This window comes from Pseudoalteromonas sp. T1lg65 (assembly GCF_051930985.1).
Lineage (GTDB): Bacteria > Pseudomonadota > Gammaproteobacteria > Enterobacterales > Alteromonadaceae > Pseudoalteromonas.
The window spans coordinates 2,863,100-2,886,850 of sequence record NZ_CP196837.1 but is presented as its reverse complement, the minus strand read 5'-3'; the positions used below and the strand labels follow the sequence as shown (position 1 = coordinate 2,886,850).

General features: G+C 42.5%; 21 protein-coding genes and 5 tRNA genes. 19 read left to right on the top strand and 7 right to left on the bottom strand.

What is annotated here, in order from left to right; genetic code table 11:
• Positions 1 to 10 precede the first annotated feature (10 nt).
• The 10 genes from xerD (at position 11) to ACSLBF_RS12645 (ending at position 7,922) form a co-directional block, all read left to right on the top strand.
• Complete coding sequence (gene xerD, locus ACSLBF_RS12690; RefSeq protein WP_440053745.1) at positions 11 to 904, top strand: site-specific tyrosine recombinase XerD; 894 nt, start codon at positions 11 to 13, stop codon at positions 902 to 904.
• A gap of 72 nt (positions 905 to 976) precedes the next feature.
• A complete protein-coding gene (gene dsbC / locus ACSLBF_RS12685; protein ID WP_440053744.1) occupies positions 977 to 1,717 on the top strand; it encodes a bifunctional protein-disulfide isomerase/oxidoreductase DsbC in 741 nt (246 codons plus the stop codon).
• A 124-nt stretch (positions 1,718 to 1,841) separates the two neighbouring features.
• Positions 1,842 to 3,572: a single-stranded-DNA-specific exonuclease RecJ gene (recJ, locus tag ACSLBF_RS12680; protein ID WP_440053743.1), complete on the top strand. Its 1,731-nt coding sequence runs from the start codon at positions 1,842 to 1,844 to the stop codon at positions 3,570 to 3,572.
• Between the two features lie 159 nt (positions 3,573 to 3,731).
• Positions 3,732 to 4,830 (top strand): peptide chain release factor 2 gene (prfB, locus tag ACSLBF_RS12675; protein WP_440053742.1). Its coding sequence is split into 2 segments (ribosomal slippage): positions 3,732 to 3,806 and positions 3,808 to 4,830, totalling 1,098 coding nucleotides; the frame shifts between segments, so codons are not numbered across the junction.
• 27 nt (positions 4,831 to 4,857) lie between these two features.
• Positions 4,858 to 6,405 (top strand): lysine--tRNA ligase, encoded by a 1,548-nt coding sequence (gene lysS / locus ACSLBF_RS12670; protein WP_440053741.1) that lies wholly within the window; start codon positions 4,858 to 4,860, stop codon positions 6,403 to 6,405.
• Between the two features lie 292 nt (positions 6,406 to 6,697).
• Positions 6,698 to 6,790 (top strand) — tRNA-Ser (locus ACSLBF_RS12665).
• A gap of 20 nt (positions 6,791 to 6,810) precedes the next feature.
• Positions 6,811 to 6,887, top strand: a tRNA-Arg gene (locus ACSLBF_RS12660).
• A 391-nt stretch (positions 6,888 to 7,278) separates the two neighbouring features.
• A tRNA-Arg gene (locus ACSLBF_RS12655) sits at positions 7,279 to 7,355 on the top strand.
• A gap of 206 nt (positions 7,356 to 7,561) precedes the next feature.
• Positions 7,562 to 7,638: transfer RNA gene (locus tag ACSLBF_RS12650), tRNA-Arg, on the top strand.
• Between the two features lie 207 nt (positions 7,639 to 7,845).
• Positions 7,846 to 7,922 (top strand) — tRNA-Arg (locus tag ACSLBF_RS12645).
• 1,117 nt (positions 7,923 to 9,039) lie between these two features.
• Here ACSLBF_RS12645 and ACSLBF_RS12640 read toward each other — a convergent pair.
• Positions 9,040 to 9,246 (bottom strand): hypothetical protein, encoded by a 207-nt coding sequence (locus ACSLBF_RS12640; protein ID WP_440053740.1) that lies wholly within the window; start codon positions 9,244 to 9,246, stop codon positions 9,040 to 9,042.
• Positions 9,247 to 9,997: 751 nt separating this feature from the next.
• Complete coding sequence (locus ACSLBF_RS12635) at positions 9,998 to 10,207, bottom strand: hypothetical protein (RefSeq protein ID WP_440053739.1); 210 nt, start codon at positions 10,205 to 10,207, stop codon at positions 9,998 to 10,000.
• A 264-nt stretch (positions 10,208 to 10,471) separates the two neighbouring features.
• Here ACSLBF_RS12635 and ACSLBF_RS12630 point away from each other — a divergent pair, with 264 nt between their 5' ends.
• Complete coding sequence (locus ACSLBF_RS12630) at positions 10,472 to 11,629, top strand: exo-beta-N-acetylmuramidase NamZ family protein (RefSeq protein WP_440053738.1); 1,158 nt, start codon at positions 10,472 to 10,474, stop codon at positions 11,627 to 11,629.
• A gap of 5 nt (positions 11,630 to 11,634) precedes the next feature.
• Here the strand turns inward: ACSLBF_RS12630 and ACSLBF_RS12625 are convergent, their stop codons facing one another.
• Positions 11,635 to 12,477: a MurR/RpiR family transcriptional regulator gene (locus ACSLBF_RS12625; RefSeq protein ID WP_440053737.1), complete on the bottom strand. Its 843-nt coding sequence runs from the start codon at positions 12,475 to 12,477 to the stop codon at positions 11,635 to 11,637.
• A 213-nt stretch (positions 12,478 to 12,690) separates the two neighbouring features.
• Here ACSLBF_RS12625 and ACSLBF_RS12620 point away from each other — a divergent pair, with 213 nt between their 5' ends.
• A complete protein-coding gene (locus tag ACSLBF_RS12620; RefSeq protein WP_440053736.1) occupies positions 12,691 to 14,067 on the top strand; it encodes a Na+/H+ antiporter NhaC family protein in 1,377 nt (458 codons plus the stop codon).
• 45 nt (positions 14,068 to 14,112) lie between these two features.
• Here the strand turns inward: ACSLBF_RS12620 and ACSLBF_RS12615 are convergent, their stop codons facing one another.
• The 3 genes from ACSLBF_RS12615 to ACSLBF_RS12605 are packed head-to-tail and all read right to left on the bottom strand — an operon-like array spanning position 14,113 to position 15,924.
• A complete protein-coding gene (locus tag ACSLBF_RS12615) occupies positions 14,113 to 14,733 on the bottom strand; it encodes a hypothetical protein (RefSeq protein ID WP_440053735.1) in 621 nt (206 codons plus the stop codon).
• Positions 14,720 to 15,277, bottom strand: coding sequence for an RNA polymerase sigma factor (locus ACSLBF_RS12610; RefSeq protein ID WP_440053734.1), 558 nt, complete (start codon positions 15,275 to 15,277; stop codon positions 14,720 to 14,722). The genes ACSLBF_RS12615 and ACSLBF_RS12610 overlap by 14 nt, the downstream gene beginning before the upstream one ends.
• Positions 15,278 to 15,285: 8 nt before the next feature.
• Entirely contained in the window at positions 15,286 to 15,924 is a 639-nt protein-coding gene (locus tag ACSLBF_RS12605; RefSeq protein ID WP_440053733.1) for an energy transducer TonB, read from the bottom strand.
• Between the two features lie 125 nt (positions 15,925 to 16,049).
• Between ACSLBF_RS12605 and ACSLBF_RS12600 the strand changes: the two genes are divergently transcribed.
• From ACSLBF_RS12600 to csrA, 7 genes are all read left to right on the top strand, one after another.
• Positions 16,050 to 16,556 carry a DUF3087 domain-containing protein gene (locus ACSLBF_RS12600; RefSeq protein ID WP_440053732.1) on the top strand — a complete coding sequence of 169 codons (507 nt, stop codon included), beginning with the start codon at positions 16,050 to 16,052 and terminating at the stop codon, positions 16,554 to 16,556.
• A gap of 111 nt (positions 16,557 to 16,667) precedes the next feature.
• Entirely contained in the window at positions 16,668 to 17,297 is a 630-nt protein-coding gene (locus tag ACSLBF_RS12595; RefSeq protein WP_440053731.1) for a GTP cyclohydrolase II, read from the top strand.
• Positions 17,298 to 17,425: 128 nt separating this feature from the next.
• Positions 17,426 to 18,217, top strand: a complete 792-nt coding sequence (locus ACSLBF_RS12590; protein ID WP_440053730.1) for a BPSS1780 family membrane protein — start codon at positions 17,426 to 17,428, stop codon at positions 18,215 to 18,217.
• Complete coding sequence (locus ACSLBF_RS12585) at positions 18,217 to 18,705, top strand: regulatory protein RecX (protein WP_440053729.1); 489 nt, start codon at positions 18,217 to 18,219, stop codon at positions 18,703 to 18,705. Before ACSLBF_RS12590 ends, ACSLBF_RS12585 begins: the two co-directional genes overlap by 1 nt.
• Positions 18,706 to 18,709: 4 nt before the next feature.
• Complete coding sequence (alaS, locus tag ACSLBF_RS12580) at positions 18,710 to 21,313, top strand: alanine--tRNA ligase (protein ID WP_440053728.1); 2,604 nt, start codon at positions 18,710 to 18,712, stop codon at positions 21,311 to 21,313.
• A gap of 6 nt (positions 21,314 to 21,319) precedes the next feature.
• Positions 21,320 to 22,543 (top strand): aspartate kinase, encoded by a 1,224-nt coding sequence (locus ACSLBF_RS12575; RefSeq protein WP_440053727.1) that lies wholly within the window; start codon positions 21,320 to 21,322, stop codon positions 22,541 to 22,543.
• 89 nt (positions 22,544 to 22,632) lie between these two features.
• Positions 22,633 to 22,821, top strand: coding sequence for a carbon storage regulator CsrA (gene csrA / locus ACSLBF_RS12570; protein WP_440053726.1), 189 nt, complete (start codon positions 22,633 to 22,635; stop codon positions 22,819 to 22,821).
• 60 nt (positions 22,822 to 22,881) lie between these two features.
• On the opposite strand, the gene ACSLBF_RS12565 is transcribed toward csrA, so the two are convergent.
• Positions 22,882 to 23,388, bottom strand: a complete 507-nt coding sequence (locus ACSLBF_RS12565; protein ID WP_440053725.1) for a YcxB family protein — start codon at positions 23,386 to 23,388, stop codon at positions 22,882 to 22,884.
• Between the last annotated feature and the right edge of the window lie 363 nt (positions 23,389 to 23,751).

The following is a 23,751-nucleotide window of genomic DNA, read 5'->3' as shown; positions in this document are numbered from 1 at the left end:
CAAGGAACCAATGGAAAATACACAGTATATAGAAGCGTTTTTAGATGCTTTGTTTTTAGAGCAAGGGCTAAGTGAAAATACCATCGCGGCTTATCGAAGTGATTTGGAAAAGTTTGAGCACTTTATTACAGAGCAAGGTGATGCAAAACAGATACTGGAAGTGACCAGTCAAGATATTGAACAATATCTGGCTTATCGGGTTGATAAAGGGCTTAAGTCGAAAAGTAATGCTCGTGCTATCAGTGCGCTGAAACGATTTTATCTTTATTGGGTTAGAGAAAAGCAGATCGAGCAAACGCCACTTGCAACTATTGCACAACCTAAAACAACGCAGTCATTGCCAAAGACGTTGTCAGAACAAGAAGTCGAAGACTTGCTCAGCGCACCTGATTGTGACGATCCTTTAGGTCTTCGTGATAAAGCCATGTTAGAGCTTTTATATGCTACGGGTTTGCGAGTTTCTGAACTAGTCGGATTGAGGATGGAACAAATTAATTTGCGCCAAGCTGTTGTATTAGTGCGGGGTAAAGGGGGCAAAGAACGTTTAGTGCCGATGGGTGAAGAAGCATTGCACTGGATTGAACAATTTCTAAAGAAGGGTCGGAGCTTACTTGTGAAGCATGCTACCGATTTCGTTTTTCCATCTAAACGTGGCATTGGGATGACGCGACAAACTTTTTGGCATCGTATTAAACACTATGCTATTTTGGCAAACGTTAAGTCGCCGTTATCGCCACATACCTTACGCCATGCGTTTGCAACACATTTGCTCAATCATGGGGCTGACTTAAGGGTGGTTCAAATGATGTTAGGGCATAGCGATTTGTCGACAACCCAAATTTATACCCATGTTGCTAGTGAGCGCTTGAAAAGCCTTCACCAACAACATCACCCAAGAGCTTAAAATAATTGGGAATTTAATTTGCTTATTCCGGTCCTAGTAGAATAGCAATGGTAACGATTAAAAGAGACGAACATGAAAAAATTATTAGTAGCAGCTTCTTTAGCGCTGTCTTTCGGTGTATTTGCAGAGCAAGAGCAACCTGTAGAGAATTTAGTACAAAAAATTGATCCAATTACAGAAAGCTTTTCAACCTTGGGTGTCAATGTGATTGAGATCAAAGATAGCCCAATTGCAGATTTGAAAACGGTGATCACCGATAAAGGCGTTTTATATGCAAGCGCTGACGGTAAGTATTTACTACAAGGTACGATGATTGACTTAATCAATCGTAAGAACATCACAGAAGATGCGTTAAGTGGTGTCCGTAAAAAGGGCATTGAAGAATATCAAGATTCGATGATCGTTTACAAAGCGGAAAACGAAAAACATCAAATCACCGTATTCACTGATATTACATGTGGTTATTGTCGTAAGTTACACCGCGAGTTGGAAGATTACCTATCTGCTGGGATAACAGTTAAATATTTAGCTTTCCCTCGTGGTGGATTGCAAGGCTCTGGCTATGAAGATCTGATGAACGTTTGGTGTGCAGCAGATGCAGCTAAAGCACTTACCGATGCGAAAGCTGGCGGTGAAGTCAAAAAAGTCGAAAACTGCAGCGCGCCAGTTGCTGAACATTATCAGCTTGGTCAGAGCTTTGGTATTTCAGGAACCCCTGCCATTATCATGGAAGACGGGAGTATAATCCCAGGTTACCAGCCCGCTGAAGCGATTGCTAAAATTCTAAATAGCAAAAAAGACGAGCAATTGTAAGCCTTGGCTAATCGCCAAAATAGATAGCGCGTCATGTGTTTCGACAACTATTTCCGATATACTAGTGTCGAATACAAAATATAATAAAAGGCCTTAGGGCCTTTTTTGTTTGCTTCGAGATATCATGCACACAGAAATAAAAGCTAGACCTTGGGTTGATGATTCTCATCTTCCAAACACGTTACATCCAGTCATTAAACAGCTTTACGCGGCTCGCGGCGTGAAATTTGCTGATGAATTAGATAATCGTGCTGCGACGTTACACGATTTCTCTTTGTTTAAAGACATTGATGTTGCCAGTGATTTGCTTATCCAAGCGCTGACCGAACAAGCCAAAATTTTGATTGTAGGAGACTTTGATGCAGACGGCGCTACCAGTACTGCGTTATTGATGCAAGGTTTGCCGATGTTTGGCTTTCAGTCTGTTGATTACCTTGTGCCAGATAGGTTTAGCCTAGGTTATGGTTTAAGTCCTGCACTTGCCGAACAGATTGTGACCTTGCGGCCTGACTTGGTGATCACGGTTGATAACGGTATTTCTTGTATCACTGGGATAGAAATCGTCAAACGCGCGGGGATCAAAGTTATTGTTACTGATCACCATCTGCAAGGTGAGCAATTGCCGCCAGCAGATGCTATCGTAAATCCCAACAGACATGATTGTGAGTTTCCTTCTAAAGCAATTGCGGGTGTCGGTGTAGCCTTTTACCTATTGATAGCTCTGCGCCACCATATGCGCGAAAGACGACTGTTTGAACAAACTCAGCTCCCGCCGCCGAATTTAGCTTCATTACTGGATATTGTTGCGTTGGGTACAGTGGCTGATGTTGTGCCGCTGGATGCGAACAACCGGACTTTGGTATATCAAGGGATCGCACGGATCAGAAGTGGTCAAACTCGACCTGGTATTCAAGCATTAATTGAAGTATCCAATCGTAATGCCACCAGACTTAGTGCCACCGATTTTGGTTTCGCATTAGCGCCAAGACTTAACGCTGCTGGTCGTTTAGATGATATGAGCTTGGGAATAGCTTGCTTACTCTGTAACGATATTAATCAAGCGCGACGAATGGCGGGTGAACTTGACAGTTTAAATCAAGAGCGCCGTGAAATAGAACAAGGCATGCAGCAAGAAGCACAAGCGGTACTAGAAAAATTAGTGTTGAAAACGCAGGAAGTGCCAGATGCACTATGTTTATATCAAGATGATTGGCATCAAGGTGTTATCGGTATCCTTGCGGGACGGCTGAAGGAAAAATATCATCGTCCTTGTGTTATTTTTGCGCAAGGTGACAACGGTGAAATCAAGGGCTCATGTCGTTCTATTGAAGGGGTGCATATGAGAGACCTACTAGAGCACATCAATACGCAACACCCAAATTTGATCGCCAAGTTTGGCGGCCATGCAATGGCAGCTGGACTCACTATATTGGAACAAGACTTTGCCGTTTTTAAGCGTAAATTTGAGCACTATGTGGGTCAAATCTTAACAGAAGAAGCTAAGCAAAGTATTTTGTTGACCGATGGAGAATTACCGCAAAATTGCTTCAATCTTGATTTTGCCTATGCACTACAACAAGCAGGACCTTGGGGTCAGCAATTTAACGAACCCGTATTTCAAGGACTGTTTGAGCTGGTGCAACAGCGATTGGTTGGTGAAAAACATTTAAAATTAGTGTTGAAGCACCCGAGTGGTCAACTGGTCGATGCCATTGCGTTTAACATTGACGTAAGAGCGTGGCCAAACGCAAGTTGTCAGCATGCAATGGTGGCTTATCAACTTGATATTAATGAGTTTCGCGGTAAGTATTCGTTGCAGTTAATTGTGCGAGAAATTCAACCTGAAAAAGGGTAAACCATCGGCCATAAAAAAACTTGCAAAATATTTGCTGCAAGGGATGCGAAGCGAGCGCTAATTTTGGTACTATTGGCCGCTTAAATTTAGGGTACCTCGGGTGCCCAAACCGTTTTGTGAATTCACAATCCCACAAATTTAGTTCTGGAGTAAGTGTAAATGTTTGAAGTGAATCCTGTGATTAACCAAATCAAGGAAATTCGCGAACGTACAGAGCTTCTTAGGGGGTATCTTTGACTACGCTCTGAAGCAAGAGCGTTTAGAAGAAGTTAATGCCGAATTAGAAGATCCTGCTGTATGGAATGAGCCGGAAAGAGCCCAAGCTTTGGGCAAAGAAAAATCTAACCTTGAAGTAATAGTTGAGACCATTGATAACTTGGTTTCAGGTGCTGAAGATGCTGAAGGTTTAGTCGAATTAGCGGTTGAAGCTGAAGACGAAGAGACCTTTACAGAAGCCGAGCAAGAAGTTGCAGGCTTAGTTGCTCAATTAGAAAAGTTAGAATTCCGTCGCATGTTCTCAGGTGAGCAAGATGCGAATGATGCTTATATTGACTTACAAGCAGGGTCAGGCGGTACAGAAGCACAAGACTGGTGTAACATGCTGTTGCGTATGTATTTACGCTGGGCAGAAGCAAAAGGCTTTAAAGCCGAAATCGTTGAAGCAACCGATGGGGATGTTGCCGGTATTAAAGGTGCAACAGTTAAAGTCACTGGTGAATATGCGTATGGATGGCTGCGTACGGAAACAGGCGTACATCGTTTGGTCCGTAAGAGTCCGTTTGATTCAGGTGGTCGCCGCCACACTTCATTTGCTTCAATATTCGTTTATCCAGAAATAGACGACAACATTGAAATCGATATTAATCCAGCCGATTTACGTATCGACGTGTATCGTGCGTCGGGGGCTGGTGGTCAGCACGTTAACCGTACTGAATCAGCGGTACGTATTACGCACTTACCGACGAATACGGTAGTACAGTGTCAAAACGACCGTTCGCAGCACAAGAACAAAGACCAAGCGATGAAGCAGCTCAAAGCAAAGCTATTCGAGCTTGAGTTACAGAAACAAAACGCGGAAAAGCAAGCCCAAGAAGATGCTAAATCAGACATCGGTTGGGGAAGTCAGATCCGTTCGTACGTACTTGATGATTCTCGTATCAAAGATTTACGTACTGGTATTGAAAACCGCAATACCCAAGCCGTGTTAGACGGTGATTTAGACAAATTTATCGAAGCAAGCCTGAAATCAGGCCTTTAATCCACAAGCTAAACTAAGAGCTAAATAATGACAGATCACAATCAAGACGAAAATAAACTTATTGCTGAGCGTCGTGGCAAGCTTGATGCGATTCGTGAGAATTGCGCTGCAAATGGCCACCCGAACACATTCCGCCGTGAAGATTACACAGCCGATCTACAAGCTAAGTTTGGTGATAAATCGAAAGAAGAGCTGGTAGAGCTAGATCACCAAGTATCAGTGGCTGGTCGTCTTCTTGCGAAACGTGGTCCTTTCTTAGTGTTGCAAGATATGAAAGGTCGCATTCAAGCTTATGCTTCAAAAGACACGCAAAAAGCACTTAAAGAAAAGTACGGTCAACTGGACATTGGTGACATTATTGGTGTGAAAGGTCCACTACACAAATCAGGTAAGGGTGACCTTTACGTTGATATGGTTGAGTATGAACTACTGACTAAATCACTGCGCCCGTTACCAGAGAAGTTCCACGGACTGACAGATCAAGAAGCGAAATATCGTCAACGTTATGTTGACTTGATCACTAACATGGAAACTCGTGAGACATTCCGTATTCGTTCAAAAGTGATTGAGGGTATTCGCCGTTTCCTTGCTGAACGTGACTTTATGGAAGTTGAAACGCCAATGCTTCAGGTAATTCCTGGTGGTGCAACCGCACGTCCATTCGTTACCCATCATAATGCCCTTGATATCGACATGTACTTACGTATTGCGCCAGAGCTTTACTTGAAGCGTTTAGTTGTGGGTGGTTTTGAGCGAGTGTTCGAAATCAACCGTAACTTCCGTAACGAAGGCCTATCGACGCGTCATAACCCTGAATTCACCATGATTGAATTCTACCAAGCGTATGCGGATTACAACGACCTGATGAACTTGACCGAAGACATGCTTCGTACCGTCGCGCAAGACGTTTTAGGTACTACAACTGTTGTTAATACGGTTAAGAATGCGGAAGGCGAAGTTGTTGAAACAATCGAGTATGACTTTGGTAGTCCATTCCAGCGTTTATCTATGGCAGATGCGATTCTTGAGTATGGCCCAGATGCACAGCAGCAAGCCGAAATCTTCAAAGATCCTGAGAACCACTTTGAAGCGTTAAAAGCATATGCGAAGAAAGTACACGTTAAGATCCCTGAAAACTGTGTTTGGGGACCGGGTAAATTCTTATGTGAAATATTCGAAGAAGTGGCAGAGCATAAGCTAATTCAACCAACATTTATCACCGAATACCCATGGGAAGTGTCACCTTTAGCGCGTCGTAATGATGAAAACCCATTCATCACTGACCGCTTTGAGTTCTTTGTTGGTGGCCGAGAATTGGCAAATGGTTTCTCTGAGCTTAATGACGCAGAAGACCAAGCTGCACGGTTCAACCGTCAGGTAGAAGAAAAAGATGCCGGTGATGATGAAGCGATGCATTTTGATGCTGACTATATCCGCGCGCTTGAGCACGGTTTACCACCAACAGCTGGTGAAGGTATCGGTATTGACCGTTTGGTGATGTTGTTTACTGATTCACCGACGATTAAAGACGTTATTTTATTCCCGCATATGCGCCCAGAAGGCCAAGCGGAATAAATAGAGTGTTAGCTCTAAAAAGGCGCCCTATGTGGCGCTTTTTTTATGTCAGATGAGTGGTAAAAACAACAACGGAAAAAACACAGCATAGGCGCTGAAAAGTGCTTAATGTCGGTTGTGAAAGTATTTATTAAGGATCGAATATTGGTACGAAGATGCGGAAAAAACGTTTAAAAACCAATCGGCTGCTGAGTTACTAAGCAGACTGAACAATCTATCACCATTTAGTGGGTATTTACAAGAAAAGTATTTGACATATTTTTTATAGCCTATATTATACGCCCCACAAGACGGAGAGGTGGCCGAGTGGCCGAAGGCGCTCCCCTGCTAAGGGAGTATAGGGTTTGTAGCCCTATCGAGGGTTCGAATCCCTCCCTCTCCGCCATTTTATGGTTGTCTTGTAACGGACGCATAGCTCAGCTGGATAGAGTACCTGGCTACGAACCAGGCGGTCGGAGGTTCGAATCCTCCTGCGTCCGCCACTTTTTCAAGTGGTTAAATATAGAGCGTGATGTTTAGACTGCGGTCGGAGGTTCACTCTTACAAAGTACGTCCTGCATCCGGCACTTTATTCAAGTGGTTAAATATAGAGCGTGATGTTTAGACTGCGGTCGGAGGTTCACTCTTACAAAGTACGTCCTGCATCCGGCACTTTATTCAAGTGGTTAAATATAGAGCGTGATGTTTAGACTGCGGTCGGAGGTTCACTCTTACAAAGTACGTCCTGCATCCGGCACTTTATTCAAGTGGTTAAATATAGAATGTGATGTTTAGGCTACGGTCGGAGGTTCACTCTTACAAAGTACGTCCTGCATCCGGCACTTTATTCAAGTGGTTAAATATAGATAAGTTGGAAAACTCAAAATTCAATACGGACGCATAGCTCAGCTGGATAGAGTACCTGGCTACGAACCAGGCGGTCGGAGGTTCGAATCCTCCTGCGTCCGCCACTTTCTCAAGTGGTTAAATATAGAATGTGATGTTTAGGCTGCGGTCGGAGGTTCACTCTTACAAAGTACGTCCTGCATCCGCCACTTTCTCAAGTGGTTAAATATAGAGCGTGATGTTTAGGCTGCGGTCGGAGGTTCACTCTTACAAAGTACGTCCTGCATCCGGCACTTTTCTCAGGTGGTTAAATAGAGAGAAACAAAATAACGGACGCATAGCTCAGCTGGATAGAGTACCTGGCTACGAACCAGGCGGTCGGAGGTTCGAATCCTCCTGCGTCCGCCACTTTCTTCAAGTGGTTAAATATAGAATGTGATGTTTAGGCTGCGGTCGGAGGTTCACTCTTACAAAACACGTCCTGCATCCGCCACTTTCTTCAAGTGGTTAAATATAGAATGTGATGTTAGGCTGCGGTCGGAGGTTCACTCTTACAAAACACGTCCTGCATCCGGCACTTTTCTCAGGTGGTTAAATAGAGAGAAACAAAATAACGGACGCATAGCTCAGCTGGATAGAGTACCTGGCTACGAACCAGGCGGTCGGAGGTTCGAATCCTCCTGCGTCCGCCACTTCATTCAAGTGGTTAAATATAGAAAATCAATATCCGACAAACTGTCGGTTTTTTTATGCCTGAAATCTGGTACATGGAGTCGTAATAGTACCAGTCGGTCGGAGGTTCGCTCTTACAAAGTACGTCCAGCATCTGCCACTTCATTCAAGTGGTTAAATATAGATAATCAATACCCGACAAACTGTCGGTTTTTTTGTGCCTGAAATATGGTACTTGGAGTCGTAATGGCACCAGACGGTCGGTGATTCACTCTCCACAACATACGTCCTGCGTTCGCCACTTCTTAATGTGGTTAAATATAGATATTCAATACCCGACAAACTGTCGGCTTTTTTATGCCTGAAATCTGGTGCATGGGGTTGCAATAGTACCAGGCGGTCGGAGATTCACACTCCACAATATACGTCCTGCGTCCGCCACTTTCTTCAAGTGGTTAAATATAGATTTAGATGTTTAGACTACGGTCGGTGATTCACTCTCCACAACATACGTCCTGCGTTCGCCACTTTCTTCAAGTGGTTAAATATAGATAATCAATACCCGACAAACTGTCGGTTTTTTTGTGCCTGAAATATGGTGCATGGGGTTGCAATAGTACCAGGCGGTCGGAGATTCACACTCCACAATATACGTCCTGCGTCCGCCACTTTATTCAAGAGGTTAAATATAGAATGTGATGTTTAGACTACGGTCGGAGGTTCACTCTTACAAAGTACGTCCTGCATCCGGTACTCTGACCAAGAGGTTAAATTTAGAAAATCAATCCCCGACAAACTGTCGGCTTTTTTTATGCCTGAAATATGGTACATGGGGTCGCAATAGCGACTGAGGTTAGTGGGGTTTAGAGTAAATGAAATAGTAAAATGATCTGCTAGTTGAAAGTTAGTCGCTATATTAGGGGACTATTAAGTATACTTAGCGTTAAGGAGTTTTGAATATAAACTTAAATGGGCTAAAAAATTACTTTATTGGGGCCTTGAACAAATGAAAAATGGATAAAGAAGGTTGAGGTATGCGATTAAGCTGGTTCCAGTCATTTATCCATTTGATATAAGTGGCTTAGCTAAAGTCAGTTAACAACTTGTCTTTAGCCTACCAATCAATTCTTGGAAGGTTTAACACCCACCGTTTGGTCCTGAAGGATTTGGATTGATAGGACATATCTGACCCAGTTCGGGGCTAGAAAGTGTCTTGCAGCCATTTGTACCACAGTTTACATATATAGATTGCCAACCACCAGCAACATTAGGTGTCATTTTTGGGGATAGGATGCTGTTTGCTTGCAGGGATTTTAAAGCACTTTTCTTCAAAGATAATTTCATTTTTCTTCCTTAGATTATCGTTATATTTATAAGTCACCAACTAGGGTGATATTCAAAGTTACATATTTTATTTTTTCAGTCAAGATCTGCTTAGACAACTTTATACCAGTCCTATTAATTGGTTGATCAACTTTGAGTCGAGAAAAGTGAGTTGCTAACACCGCTATCATCTCTTACTATCGTTAAAATAGGGATTGCAAAAAATTTTGCCATTTAACCTCAGTTGAGGAGAAGAGTTTTGATAAGGTAATTACGTAAGAACTCATTTTTTTTAATGTCGATGATAGAATTATACTAAATACCAAGCCGTTCTTATGTTGTAATAGCTGAATATTACAAGTGAAAGCAACGAAGGGTGTGGATAAAATAGCATTATTGGGCAAGTTCGCTGTCAGAAGATTTAATTTCTCTAGTTGATTGGATATTTATGTGAATCGGTGTTGCTCTAGCTGTTGAAGGAAGGTAATCAATAACCGGTAGTTAAGTAGATTTTTGTGCTTGAAGTGCTGTAAATGAAATCGGGGGAACCAAATTGTTCAAAGCTCAATTGCTAGAATAAGCTTATGGAGTTATTGATTAAAAAGATTTTTTAAATATGGATTTAATTTTTTTAAAATGCTGGGTTGAAAGTTGGATAATGTAATTAGAAAAACAAGAGCACATGTTATTCCAATTAATTATCCATTTTGATAGTGTTTACCGAAGCTATCTAGATAATATTAAGTAATAGCTTGAATGCGCGTACAGCTTTTTAAGGTATTAGACAGTCACTATGTTGTGAAGGTTCTGGTTTGATATGACACATTTGACCAGGCCCCTTACCAGATAGGTGACAACCACAAGTATGACAATCAGCACCAACAGAGTAATCTCCCCCTGCAATATAGGGAGTCATTTTTGGGGATAAAGTGTTGCTGTCCTGCAAAGATTTTAAAGTTTTTTTCTTTATCGATAATTTCATTTCTTTTCCTTAGTTTATTTTGATTATTGTAATTCCTAAATTCGACTGTGTTTTAAATTTTCATATTTTGCTTTTGAAGTCAATATTTTTTGTTTTTGTATCAGTGTTTTCAATAATAAGAGTAAAGGCACTATCGGATATGTTTTTATTTTAGAAATCATCATCAACGATAGGTGAATAGCCTATTCACTTGCTAATCTGATGTGTTCGGAACACAATGATGTATATATACCTGTTTATTTATACTTTATGGTTTTGTAGTCAATGTTGTCTATTCATCATGCGTTAGTTTTTTTTATATGTTTACTTTTCCCATGTACGCTCGCAGCTTTGACGGTAGGAGCCGAGCGCAGCGAATTATATATGCCGTTGCTGAAAGATAAAAAAGTCGGTTTGATCGTGAATCACAGTTCCACTGTAGGGCAGGAACATTTGCTGGATTATTTGATTAAACAAAAAACAGAGGTGAAACGAGTTTTCGCGCCAGAGCATGGATTTCGTGGCAATCACGATGCTGGTGCTAAAGTGGCAGATGGCAAAGATCCGAAAACAGGAACTCGTATAACATCCCTGTATGGTAGTAATAAAAAGCCCAAACTTGAGGACTTAGCCGATTTAGACATTCTGATTTTTGATATTCAGGATGTAGGAGTGCGATTTTATACTTATATAAGCACGATGCATCTGGCGATGGAAGCTGCATCCGAAGCTGGCATTGAGTTTTGGGTGTTTGACAGGCCGAACCCAAATATCAACTTTATTGATGGGCCTGTGCTTGAGCCAAAGTTTCGCTCTTTTGTCGGTATGCATCCAATTCCTGTTTTACACGGCATGACGGTCGGTGAACTGGCACAGATGATAGTAGGTGAAGGCTGGTTAGGAACAGATAACACAGTCGGACTAAGGGTATTTCCAGTTAAAGATTATGATGTTTCCAAAGAATATATTTTACCTACTGCACCAAGTCCAAACTTACCGAATCAAACGTCTATTTATTTATATCCATCGCTGTGCTTTTTCGAAGCTACACCAGTTTCGGTGGGGCGAGGGACTGAGTGGCCTTTCCAAGTATTCGGTTATATCGATCCCACGTTAGGAAGTTTTGAGTTTACTCCGCGACCTATTATTGGCGCGGCTTCTAATCCTAAGTTGAACGGTCTACGAGTCTTTGGTACGGATCTCAGAAGAATAAACATCAAGGGGCTGAATTTGTCATGGTTAATAGAGACACAGCAAGAATTCGCCAAACACAAAAAGGAATTGTTTAGTCGTGCTAGTTTTATGGATAAACTGGCAGGTACCGATTTGCTGAGAAAATGGATTGAATCGGGATTAACGGAGCAACAAATTCGTCAGCGCTGGCAGCCTGCTTTAGAGCAGTTTAAACGTCAGCGCCGACCTTATTTAATTTATGCAAGATAAGAAGTTTATCTTAAAGCCTGCATATTTTTATTCGCTTTTTCAGCACGCTTTTGCCAATGCAAATTGGAGTGAGTCAAGGCAATATATAACACGTCTATCAAATAACTTTGTGAGCATCTGGTTAAGATCCCAGAGTGCTTGAAAGGCTGCTCTTCATCAATGCTAAACAAGTTTGAATCGGCGAGATTAATCAGTTCACTATTGCCATAGCGACTAATAGCAAGACACTTCGAACCATTATCGATTGCTTGATTGACGAGAGTTATCAAACTTTTACTACTGCCAGTATTACTAATGACAATGATCAAATCGTCTTTGCCCATGGTGGCAATATAACTTGACGCACTGATCTCATCGACCTGAGCGATAGCTGGAATACCTAATTTTTGCAGCTTCCAAGTTAAGTCTTGAGCCATAGTAAAGGTACTACCAATAGCGCAAACAATAACCTTTTTTGCTCCTTTAATAAGTTGCAACGCGTTTTCAAATTGCTTCGCGGTATTTAGTTTTCTGGTTTCAGCTATCACATTCTGTTGCTTAATTTGCAACTTATCAGCGATTGACTCAAGCGAGTCACTCGATGTGATCAATTCGTTTGCTTCGATATGTTGCTCTGTGCGCTCATTTAAAGCGTCAACAACAGCAATTTTAAACGCGGGAAATCCCTTATAACCTAGCTTTTGTGCAAATTTAACGACGCTAGATTGACTAACGCCAGCTTCTTTAGCAAGCTCGATTGAAGAAAGCCCTCGAATTTTTTCCCCAAACATTAGGGTAAAGTCGGCTAGTTTTGCTTCACTGTTAGACAGAGAAGGACGTAAAGCTTTTATTTTTACAAATGTAGACATGCGTTAGCGAACTCTGACTCATTATATTGAACCCATTATAGGTTCAAAGGTTAAGATGCGATAGAGTCAAACAGCAGATAATTGCGTTTTTTGTACTCATTGTACCAGTGAGTTTGTATGGCAAGATGCAGTTACAGTGAACGCAATGACTTGGCCTACCGGTTTTGTTAGATTAAGCTACCTGCTTTAAAAAATAATAAAAGACTTAAACGTATGGTTTGGTATTCGATTCTTCCTCCCTTAATCGCCATATTGGTGGTTTTTTGGAGAAGGGAAGTTATTCTCGCGTTACTACTCGCGTTGATTTCATCTGAGCTATTACTTGCTCTGCATCAGGGTGAGACTCTCATCGGTGGCGCTTTTTTTGGCAGTATTGAAAGAGTAATAGATGTGTCTACTTCTGCAGGCAATAGCAGAATTCTTATCTTTAGTATTGTCATAGGTGCGTTGCTAGCTTATATACGAGAGTCTGGTGGCGTTGCCGCAACGGTGAATATGCTGCTAAACAAAGGAGTGGCAAAGAGTAAAAAGCAAGTGGGCCTACTTACGATGTTTACTGGTACCGCTGTATTCATTGAATCTAATATGAGTGTGCTGACCTCGGGTATCGTCGCAAGAGGTTTATTTGATAAGTTTAAAATGAGCCGTGCGCGACTGGCATATATTATTGACAGTACCAGTGCGCCAGTTTGTATTCTTATATTGCTCAATGGTTGGGGCGCGTATGTGTTGGGGTTACTCAGTAATTATGAACTCGAACAATCTGCTGTGAGTATTCTTTGGGGCAGTGTCGCATTTAATTTTTACGCCATAATTGCTTTAGTTATCGTGTTGTACACCATTGTTTTTGACAAGGTGCATGGCCCAATGAAAACCGCAGAAGAAAAGCTAGAACATCAGCAGATTGAACTAGAGAGCGGCCCTGAGGCGAGTAAAGCCCGTTACATGTTAGTGCCGTTGTTGACGCTTGTTCTAAGCATGATTGGTTTTATGTTTTATACCGGAGGCGGAGATTTAGCCAGTGGCAGTGGCTCCAAATCCGTTCTGTATGCCACTGTATTAGCGTCTGCCGTCGCCTACGGTTTGTTATTGTTTGGCAAACGATTCAGTCATCACGAATTAGTTGATGTTGGCTTTAAAGGTATGGGAGAGTTATTGCCTTTGGTCACGATTGTGTTGCTGTCATTGACGCTGGGTGCAAGTTTAAAAGAGCTAGGGACTGGGGTATTTGTTGCTTCTTTGGTTGGAGACTATTTGCCCATTTACTTGATCGTTCCGGTGTTGTTTATTACTGGTGCTATCATGTCATTTACCACCGGAACTTCCTGGGGCACCTTCGCTATTTTGATACCTATCGGCGTCCCCTTGATTCAAGCTCTAGGTTTACCACCTGCTTTAGTAGTAGGAGCAATTCTAAGTGGTGGAATATTTGGTGATCACTGCTCGCCGATTTCAGACACTAGTGCGGTTTCAGCATTGGCATCGGGATGTGATTTACTGACCCATGTAAAAACACAGTTGCCTTATGCATTAGTGGGGGGAGCGCTTGCGACACTTTGTTTTTTCATCGCAAGCTTTATCATGATTTAGTTGACATGATCAGAGCATAAAATGCAGCGCAGTGCGCTGCATTTTTTATGGGCAAGCATGTTGTGGAAGCTGCCCACCAGTTAGTCCCTCAATGGCAATAATATGGCCACTGGTGTCGGCAATTAACGCTAGAACGTTGTTTTGCTGTGGTCCTGAAATAGGCTTGTTTTCCATCACTTGTAGTTCAGCCAGCAAGCTGCTTTTTATTTCCAATAGTGTTTCGGTGTTACATTCAGCAATTAACCATTCCGTTGCCGTGGCTTTGACTAACTGTCCATAGCGCACTTGATTTATCACTTCCTGCGACTGTTTTAAACTGTCTTCCAATTGTGTTTTTTTGGCTCGAATTTGTGCATGGTACTTTCCTTGCGTTATTTCGTGTGTCTCTATTCTGCCGTAGTTTTGGTAATCAATATCGTGAACGGAGGCAAACTCGGCCATAGTATTAGCTGTGGGTGAGTTTTTAAACCATACACCACAAAGCAATGCTAAAGAACATGCCACGGCGCTCCATTGCACGTATTGAAGCTTGTTTTTTAACGTACTCGTTTGACGAAAATGCGCGATTCTGATTTGTATACGTTGCAGTGTGCTCAGTTGTCGTGGTTGCTTTTGCGACAAGTAAGCCTGTTTCAGTTGGTTTTCGAATTCATCATGATGTTTCATGTTCGTTACCTAATTTCGTTTTCAGTGACTCCTTTGCATATCGAAGTCTTGTTTTTACTGTTTCTTTCGGGCTATCCACAATTTCAGCTATTTCTTGCAGTGAAAAACCTTCAAGTTGCAAAGATAATGCTTCGCGCTGTGGCAGTGGTAATTGTCGAATAAGTGTATATAAACCTTGCTCGCCACAGCTTTCATCAAAGGTGGGCTCAACTGTTAACGTGCAGCTCTCCAGTGGTTGTTGATTTGCACCCTTTCTATAAACGTCAATCATGAGATTTCGTGCTAAGCGAAACAAAAAGGCTTTGGGAGCACCTGCATGACGGTAAATAGCTGGATTCTCAATCAGTTTCAGCCACAGTTTTTGGCAAATGTCTTCAGCAACATGGGGTTCTGTCTGGGTACGAAGGTAGTGAAAAATATCACTTTGGTATTTTTCTATCACACTCTCTAGAAAACAAAGGTGACCGCTTTGTGCATATTCAAACAGCGGGTCATCTGCTTCATTAGAGGCGCCGAAGCGCCATAATTTTAGTGTTCTTAGCATAGGCAGGCCTATTCTTGTTGTAAGTTAAACTCTAAAACAATTTTTTGGTTTTGTTGGACTTGTGGCTTGCCGTCAACAACTAAAGGTCTGTACTTCCACTTTTTCAGCGCTCTAATTGCCGCTTTGTCAAAAACTCGCTTAGGCTCCGAGTTTGTTACTCTAACATCGATCACTTCACCTGTGGGAGAAATTGCAAACTGCATTTCTACCCAGCCCTCAATGCCATCTCGTGCAGCCGTTGGCGGATAGTTGGGAGTGGTTCGAAACATCGGGGTTGCTTGTCTATCGGTATTAAAGTCGATAACCGTGTCGATGTCGACAGAATCAAAACTCGGACCGACGGTTGTTATCTCACTTCCAACATTGTCAATGGTCGATTCACTCTCGATTGGTCGTGTCGGACGTTCCATTGGCATAGGTGGCGGTGTTAATACTCTTGTTCTTTCAATGACCTTACTGTCCTCTCTATCTTGTAGGATTAAAATATCTACCACTGGTTTGTCGATTGTCGGCTGCGCTAGATCTTGTGAAGTTAGATATTGCATAAAAGCAAAAAGAGCAAAAGTGACCGCTGTTGCGCCAAACAAAGAAAAAGCAATTTTGTTAAATGCTACAGGTGTGAAATCTGATGTTTGAAGTAAAGTCATGGGCGTTCTCCTTATTGTTTTCATAGCTATAACGATTGAAGAGCGCAAAAGGGGTGAAATTTTTTCTTCCTATACTCGCTTTGCAAAAAAGCCTTGGTTTACAATACACAAAAATGGGAGAGTTCATGAAGTTACAAGAGATAGATAAAGCGCGTTACCGTAAGCATTTAAATCAGGTGATCATTGCATGCGTGCTCAGTTTGACCGCAGGAAGCCTTGGTATAGCGCAATTGTTGATCGTGCTATTACCAGATGCTGATGGTAGCCATTTTCATTGGAACTTGGCAGGAGTTGTTGTGAGTTGTGTTGTAATAGCAACGATTTTAAAGCGCTATAAACATCATCCCTATATGTATGAAGTAAGCTATGTTTGGGATTTGAAGCAATCGCTAAACAAAATAACGCGTAAAATGCGCAAGCTAAAAGCGGCTGCTGAGCTAGGTGATATAGATGCAATTACCGCAATACAATACAGTTACGATGGCTCGAGACAACTGTGGCAGTTGGATGATAACACCATCACGATGGAAGAATTGTCAGTTTGGCAAGCCGAGCTTGATGCGCTCAAGAGTAAGTACCAGCTGGATGTTTCAGGCGCAGACTACCAAGAATCTATGCTTGAGAAGTTTTAACTAGGTTTAGCCATGCGTTCGGCCTCACATCCTTGTATAATACAACTAGAGACACCATATACAGGTTATGGTAAAGTATTGTTATATTATCACATTTAGCGTGGTTCAGTAGTGGCAGAAGTAAGAGCAAGGGTTCAGCTTAATGTTGGGCAAAACAGTGACATTCCGGCAGAAATCATTTCTTTTCAAGGGTTAAACGATGGTCATGAGCATGTGGCTCTGGTGTTTAACGAAGCTGATGAAAAGCAACAAACTCCGCTAATTCGCATGCATTCAGAATGCCTCACTGGTGATGTTTTTCACTCTTCTCGCTGCGATTGTGGTGAGCAGCTGAATGAATGTATTGAAACCATGCACAAACAAGGTGGCGTGCTCCTTTACTTACGTCAAGAAGGGCGGGGTATCGGCCTGTACAACAAGATTGACGCTTATGTTTTGCAATCCCAAGGTATGAATACCTATGAAGCGAATAATCATCTTGGCTTTGAAGATGATTTGCGTGATTTTTCAGATGCTGTGCTGATGTTACAAGCACTAGGTCTAAACCATGTTAAATTGATGACCAATAACCCAAGAAAACTCAAGGCGCTTCGGGATGCAGGGATCACCGTTGAAGAAGTGGTAGGTACGCAAGCCCATGTTAAAGTTGGTATTACGGGCAATAAAGGGTATTTGGAAACCAAAGTCACCCATGGCGAGCACATGTTGGACATCAAAAAGATCACCAAAACTGGTGAGTAGTTTTTGAGGCTAAAGACTTAGCCTCCATGTCTTTATCAGGAATTATAGGGTAAAACCTTTTTTCCTGTCTTTTCACCCTCATATCGAACCAGTATAATCAAAAACGTTTTCGCCAAGATAAGTGGACTATGTCGACACCAATTAGAACATTCAAAGCAAATATGGGACTTCAGTGGCTTAAAGCTGGCTGGGCCATCTTTAGAACGCAACCTGTCACTTTCATTTTTATGTATATTTTTATTGTGGCGGTGAGTTTGCTAGCCATCCTCGGACCACTTTTCCAAGTTGCGGCAACGCTAACAGGCCCGTTTCTGAGTGCAGGTTTCTATCTCGCGGTAATTAACAAACAGGTAAATAAACCGATTAAACTCGCCGACATCTTTGAACCTTTTGGTGCAAAAGGAAGACGTTTAGCTCTCGTGCGTGTTGGGATCTATCAAATGGGGGCGGCGGTACTGTTAAGTCTGGCTGCAGCAGGCTTGTTCTCTGAAGTCACCACGGTGATGGAAACCGCAGGTGAAAATACGGATCCCAGTATCTTGCTACAGAATATCGTACAGTCACTCAGTATGGCCGATATTGCGCTTTACGTGATTATTCACTCATTTATTATGATGGCATTTGCCTATGTCGTTCCGCTGGTTTTTTTCCAAGGCGAAAAGCGGATGTTTCATGCAATGAAGTGCTCACTTAATGCGTTTTACCATAATATGGGGGCGTTAACCGTATTTGGCCTAGTAGTAGCACTGTTGTTACTAGCTTCAGCACCTTTGTCTATGATCCCTGCCATTATTATCATGCCTGTGGCATTAATTGGTTTTTTTGTCTCTTATCAAGCGATGTTTATGCCGATAACGCTACCGGGTGATAAGCCTGAATCAAATAACAGTAAAGTAGATAGTGGGCGCTTTGACGCGTAATGGATGAGGAAGCAGTTAAAAAACTGAAAAACTACGCAATTTGGTTGCTTTCAAGGCAAGATTATTCAGCGTTCAGCCTTACTCAAAAGTTGCTCCAAAAAGGGGCAACAGAAGAGGTTGCACAGCAGCTGGTCGAGTGGCTTCAGTCATTGGGCTATGTCAATGACAAACGCTATGCTGAGAGCTTTTTGAATCGCCAAGTCGCTAAATATCACGGGCAAAAACGTGTTATGATGGCGGCCAGTCAAAAGGGGATCGACAGACAGACACTGGCAGCCCTGATAGAAGAAAAGCAAGTCGATTGGTATGAACTTGCAGCGCAAGCCTACGAAAAAAAATATGGCTGGTGCGAAACACAATTAGAATATAAAGAAAAAAGCAAACGCGTTAGCTATATGAGCCGACGAGGTTTTAGCTTTGATGAAATAGAATTTGCAATCGAAGCTGCAATACAAGCAGCACAGCAAGAAGCAATAAAGGGTGAATGATCACATGCAGCATAAGACTACCGCACAAATCAGGCAGAGCTTCTTAGATTTCTTTGCCAAAAATCAGCACCAAGTAGTGCCATCTAGCTCACTAATTCCGGGTAACGATGCGACATTACTGTTTACCAATGCAGGTATGGTGCAGTTTAAAGACGCCTTTTTAGGTGCTGAAAAACGTCCATACACTCGAGCAACCAGCTCGCAGCGTTGTGTACGTGCCGGTGGTAAGCACAATGATTTAGAAAATGTGGGTTACACTGCAAGACACCATACCTTCTTTGAGATGCTGGGTAATTTTAGCTTCGGTGATTATTTCAAAAAAGATGCCATTCAATATGCTTGGCAGTTTCTGACTGAAGTGGTCGGTTTACCAAAAGAAAAATTGTTAGTAACGGTGTATCACGAAGATGATGAAGCGTTTGATATCTGGGCTAAAGACGTTGGCGTGCCAGAAGAAAAAATCATACGTATTGATACTGCTGATAATTTTTGGTCAATGGGTGACACCGGTCCGTGCGGCCCATGTTCAGAAATCTTTTATGATCACGGAGAACACATTTGGGGTGGACCTCCAGGCTCACCTGAAGAAGATGGTGACCGTTTTATCGAGATCTGGAATCTGGTATTCATGCAGTTTAATCGCCATGCCGATGGCACTATGGAACCGCTTCCTCAGCAGGCTGTTGATACGGGGATGGGTCTTGAGCGAATTTCGGCAATTTTACAGGGTGTGCACTCAAACTACGAGATTGATCTGTTCCAGGCATTGATCAAATCTGCAGCTGAGATCACTGGAGCACAAGACTTAGAAGATAAGTCTTTACGCGTTGTTGCGGATCATATTCGTTCGTGCGCGTTCTTAATTGCTGACGGCGTCATGCCTTCAAACGAAGGCCGAGGCTATGTGCTGCGCCGTATTATTCGCCGCGCGGTGAGACATGGTAATAAGCTTGGTGCCAAAGGAGCGTTTTTCTATAAATTAGTTGCATCTCTTGCCGAGCAAATGGGCGAAGCTTATCCAGAGTTAGTAAAGCAACAAGCGATTATCGAAAAAGTTCTGCGAATTGAAGAAGAGCAATTTGGTAAAACACTGGACAGAGGTTTAGCCATCCTTGAAGAAAGCCTAGCTGACATCGAAGGTGATGTGATCCCAGGTGAATTGGTATTTAAGCTATACGATACCTATGGTTTTCCTGCCGACTTAACCGCAGATGTTGCGCGTGAGCGTTTTATGACAATTGATGAACGCGGTTTCCAAGAGTGTATGGATGCACAACGTAAAAAAGCGCAAGCAGCAGGTAAGTTTGGTGCTGATTACAACGAACGTTTGAAGTCAGAAAAATCGACTGATTTTAAAGGTTACGATGCTGAGCACTATACTGGCACAGTCGTTGAAATCTTCAAAGAAGGCCAGCTGACGCCAACGCTAGAGGATGGTGAATATGGTGTAGTAGTACTCGACCGTACACCATTTTACGCTGAATCGGGTGGCCAAGTTGGTGACACCGGTGTGTTAAATGTTGCAAACGGTGAGTTTATTGTCACTGATACTCAAAAGTTGGGCAATGCGTTTGCGCATCATGGTCATGTAGTTGGTCGTATTGGTGTAAATGATAAAGCGGATGCAAAAATTGATGCCGAACGCCGTGAACGGATCAAGAAAAATCACACTGCGACCCACTTAGTACACAAAGCACTCCGTGATTTGTTAGGTGAACATGTAACGCAAAAAGGTTCTTTGGTTATGCCTGATCGCTTGCGTTTCGATTTTTCACATTTTGAAGCTGTAACCAAAGCACAACTGCAACAAATTGAAGATGCGGTAAATGCAGAGATCCGCAGCAACTTTGCTCTGCAGACTGAATTGATGGACATAGATTCGGCCAAAGATAAAGGCGCAATGGCGTTATTTGGCGAGAAATACGATGACGAAGTACGGGTAGTATCGATTGGTGATTACTCAATCGAACTGTGTGGTGGTACGCACGTAAAACGCGCTGGTGATATCGGTTTATTTAAAATTGTATCAGAAGGCGGCATTGCAGCAGGTGTGAGACGTATCGAAGCGGTAACCGGTGCTGATGCGATTAACTATGTTACTCAGCAAGAACAAGTACTGACAGAAATCGCGGCATTAGTGAAAGGCGATGCTGGTAATGTACTGGAAAAAGTTTCAGCGTTGATTGAAAAGTCCAAAGGGCTTGAAAAGCAGGTTGCGCAGCTAAGCGACAAATTGGCAAGCGCAGCTGGTGCATCGCTACTAGATTCAGTGGTTGAGGTAAACGGCATTAAGCTGTTGGTGGCCAATGTAGCTGGTACCGAAGCAAAAGCGCTGCGCGGCATGGTTGACGATTTGAAAAACAAAATTGGCTCAGGCGTTATAGCCTTGGGGGTAGCTAATGACGATAAAGTTAGCCTTATCGCTGGTGTCACTAAAGATCTAACAGCTCAAGTTAAAGCCGGTGAGTTAGTTAACCACATGGCTTCACAAGTTGGTGGCAAGGGCGGTGGTCGTCCTGATATGGCGCAAGCTGGTGGTTCGCAACCAGAAAACCTAGACGCTGCTCTTGCAAGCGTAACGCCATGGTTAAGTGACAAAACACAGTAATCAGCAGTGGCGCTGATTGTTCAAAAATATGGTGGCACTTCGGTTGGCTCAATTGAGCGGATCGAAGCTGTTGCTGAGCATATTATCAAAACCCAACAGCTAGGCCACCAAGTGGTGGTTGTGTTGTCTGCAATGTCAGGCGAAACCAATCGCCTGATTTCTCTCGCTCAACAAATAGATGATACGCCCAACGCTCGTGAACTAGATGTGCTAGTGACAACTGGCGAACAAATTTCTATTGCTTTGTTGGCTATGGCGATTATTAAACGAGGCCATTCTGCGGTGAGTTTACTTGCCGATCAGGTCGGAATTCAAACGGATAATCGATTTGGTAAAGCGCGTATCGTACATATTAATACTCATCGTTTAAGACAAGAACTTGAGCATAATCGGATCAGTATTATTGCGGGCTTTCAGGGGCGTGATGAAGAAGCTAATATCACGACCTTGGGACGAGGTGGAACTGATACCAGTGCGGTCGAAATCGCTGTTGCACTGGCTGCCGATGAATGCCAGATTTACACTGATGTCGATGGTGTTTATACCGCAGACCCCAGAGTTGTTGCTGGGGCGAAAAGGCTAAAGCAGATTCATTTTTCAGAAATGATCGAATTAGCGAGTCTTGGCGCTAAAGTGCTGCAATTAAGATCGGTAGAGGCCGCAGGTAAACATCATTTGCCATTACGCGTGCTGTCCTCATTTGCCCCAGATGAGGGGACTTTAATTAGCTACGAAGAGAACAATATGAATAGTCGAACCGTGGTTACAGGTATCGCACATCAAACACAGCAAGTCTTGTTTACACTGATAGGTGTGCCAGTTGGCATTGAGCGGCTTGCTAATATTTTCACCCTGTTGGGCGAGTTCCACATTGAAGTGGATATGATTAATCAAATGAAGCACAATTCAGGCAAAATAGACTATGCTTTTACTGTGCATTCAAATGATTATGCTCAAGTATTTGAAGTCCTTAGTACCCATCTAGAACTTCTCGGTGCTGAGAGAGTAGAGACTAAAGCGGATGTAGCTAAAATCTCTGCTGTTGGTATTGGTATGAAGTCCCATTCTGAAATTGTAGGCCAGTGTTTTAAGGCGCTGGCAGATGCCAAAGTGCAAGCATTGTTGTTTTCAACTTCAGAGATCAAGATATCATTGCTTGTAGAGGAACAATACCTTGAGCATGCTGTAAACGCTTTGCATGCATCTTTCAATTTGGAAAGTATTGTATAGTGGAAGTTTTTGCTTACTTTTATGGAAACTTTTCATTAGAATGATCGGGACGCGGAATCTTTTAAATTTGGAATAACAGGAGCAAGAGAATGCTAATACTAACTCGTCGAGTGGGTGAGACCCTGATGATTGGTGATGAAGTGACAGTGACCGTATTGGGTGTGAAAGGCAACCAAGTACGTATCGGTGTAAATGCACCTAAAGATGTATCTGTTCACCGTGAAGAGATTTATATGAGAATTCAGGCCGAAAAATCCGGCCCAAGCTCTGATATGTAGTACAGAGTCAGTCAGAATTGCTAAACCCCGCCTAGAGCGGGGTTTTTTGTGCCACGAAATCTAGTTTTCTAGGTTGGCAGATTGAGCCTGTAACAACGCTATTGCAGGTTCGTTCAGTATCGATTTACTAATGTAAGTGGCATTTTTCTTGTGAAATAATAAAAAGCCGCGCTGAGTTTCTTGGATTTTGTCCAATTCGGTGAATTGATAACTGAAGTTTTTTTGTAGACTGTCGCTGGTAATCCCTTGTTGGTCAATGGTCAAGGTTATCGTATTACCCGCAACGCGCGAAATCATTTGTCGAGCAACCCACCATGGCTTGCGATAATAAAAAGCAACGCATTCCAGTACTGCGAGCAAAATCAAAAAATTGCCCAAATAACTCTGCTGCAACAAATAAATAGCAACTAATCCCAGTAGCACTAACATGGCAATCAAAGTAATTTTTGGCTTGCCACCAAGGCCATTTTGTTCTGACTCTTCATAGCACTCGATAAAGTAAGGTTTGTCCAGAATGTACTGGCTTTGAAAAGTATTTTGCGGATCGTCGTTATACTTATTATTCATATATGAGAAGAAAAAGTGAATTTCTTCAATTATAACATTTGATGTACTTCGCGTCGCTCGCTGCATTAACTACGTGGCCTTTTATTGTGGAAACCGCTATTTGCGCTTTATCTAGCTTGACGTTTACGTAAACGTTAAATGTTGGTAAGACCAATTTACATGTCTTTGGTGGTTGTCCATTAATTTATCTTTTTTTCTCTGGCGCTAATTTGCTTTGTGCGCTAAATTTATTTGTTACATTGCTATATTGTTGTTTTTTAGTGGGTTTTATTTGTGTTTTTCAGTTTTGTCGTCACGTGTGATTAATTCATGTTGTTTGGTATTACCAATTTCCACTTGGCTTTACAAGGCTAATCAATTTGG

Excerpts from the sequence above, each read along its gene's own strand:
- csrA (WP_440053726.1), top strand. The coding sequence starts at position 22,633 with ATGCTAATACTAACTCGTCGAGTGGGTGAGACCCTGATGATTGGTGAT.
- ACSLBF_RS12610 (WP_440053734.1), bottom strand. The coding sequence starts at position 15,277 with ATGCTAAGAACACTAAAATTATGGCGCTTCGGCGCCTCTAATGAAGCA.
- xerD (WP_440053745.1), top strand. The coding sequence starts at position 11 with ATGGAAAATACACAGTATATAGAAGCGTTTTTAGATGCTTTGTTTTTA.
- ACSLBF_RS12630 (WP_440053738.1), top strand. The coding sequence starts at position 10,472 with ATGTTGTCTATTCATCATGCGTTAGTTTTTTTTATATGTTTACTTTTC.
- ACSLBF_RS12625 (WP_440053737.1), bottom strand. The coding sequence starts at position 12,477 with ATGTCTACATTTGTAAAAATAAAAGCTTTACGTCCTTCTCTGTCTAAC.
- ACSLBF_RS12635 (WP_440053739.1), bottom strand. The coding sequence starts at position 10,207 with ATGAAATTATCGATAAAGAAAAAAACTTTAAAATCTTTGCAGGACAGC.
- recJ (WP_440053743.1), top strand. The coding sequence starts at position 1,842 with ATGCACACAGAAATAAAAGCTAGACCTTGGGTTGATGATTCTCATCTT.
- ACSLBF_RS12590 (WP_440053730.1), top strand. The coding sequence starts at position 17,426 with ATGTCGACACCAATTAGAACATTCAAAGCAAATATGGGACTTCAGTGG.
- ACSLBF_RS12605 (WP_440053733.1), bottom strand. The coding sequence starts at position 15,924 with ATGACTTTACTTCAAACATCAGATTTCACACCTGTAGCATTTAACAAA.
- ACSLBF_RS12640 (WP_440053740.1), bottom strand. The coding sequence starts at position 9,246 with ATGAAATTATCTTTGAAGAAAAGTGCTTTAAAATCCCTGCAAGCAAAC.
- ACSLBF_RS12585 (WP_440053729.1), top strand. The coding sequence starts at position 18,217 with ATGGATGAGGAAGCAGTTAAAAAACTGAAAAACTACGCAATTTGGTTG.
- ACSLBF_RS12620 (WP_440053736.1), top strand. The coding sequence starts at position 12,691 with ATGGTTTGGTATTCGATTCTTCCTCCCTTAATCGCCATATTGGTGGTT.
- ACSLBF_RS12615 (WP_440053735.1), bottom strand. The coding sequence starts at position 14,733 with ATGAAACATCATGATGAATTCGAAAACCAACTGAAACAGGCTTACTTG.
- alaS (WP_440053728.1), top strand. The coding sequence starts at position 18,710 with ATGCAGCATAAGACTACCGCACAAATCAGGCAGAGCTTCTTAGATTTC.
- dsbC (WP_440053744.1), top strand. The coding sequence starts at position 977 with ATGAAAAAATTATTAGTAGCAGCTTCTTTAGCGCTGTCTTTCGGTGTA.
- ACSLBF_RS12600 (WP_440053732.1), top strand. The coding sequence starts at position 16,050 with ATGAAGTTACAAGAGATAGATAAAGCGCGTTACCGTAAGCATTTAAAT.
- lysS (WP_440053741.1), top strand. The coding sequence starts at position 4,858 with ATGACAGATCACAATCAAGACGAAAATAAACTTATTGCTGAGCGTCGT.
- ACSLBF_RS12565 (WP_440053725.1), bottom strand. The coding sequence starts at position 23,388 with ATGAATAATAAGTATAACGACGATCCGCAAAATACTTTTCAAAGCCAG.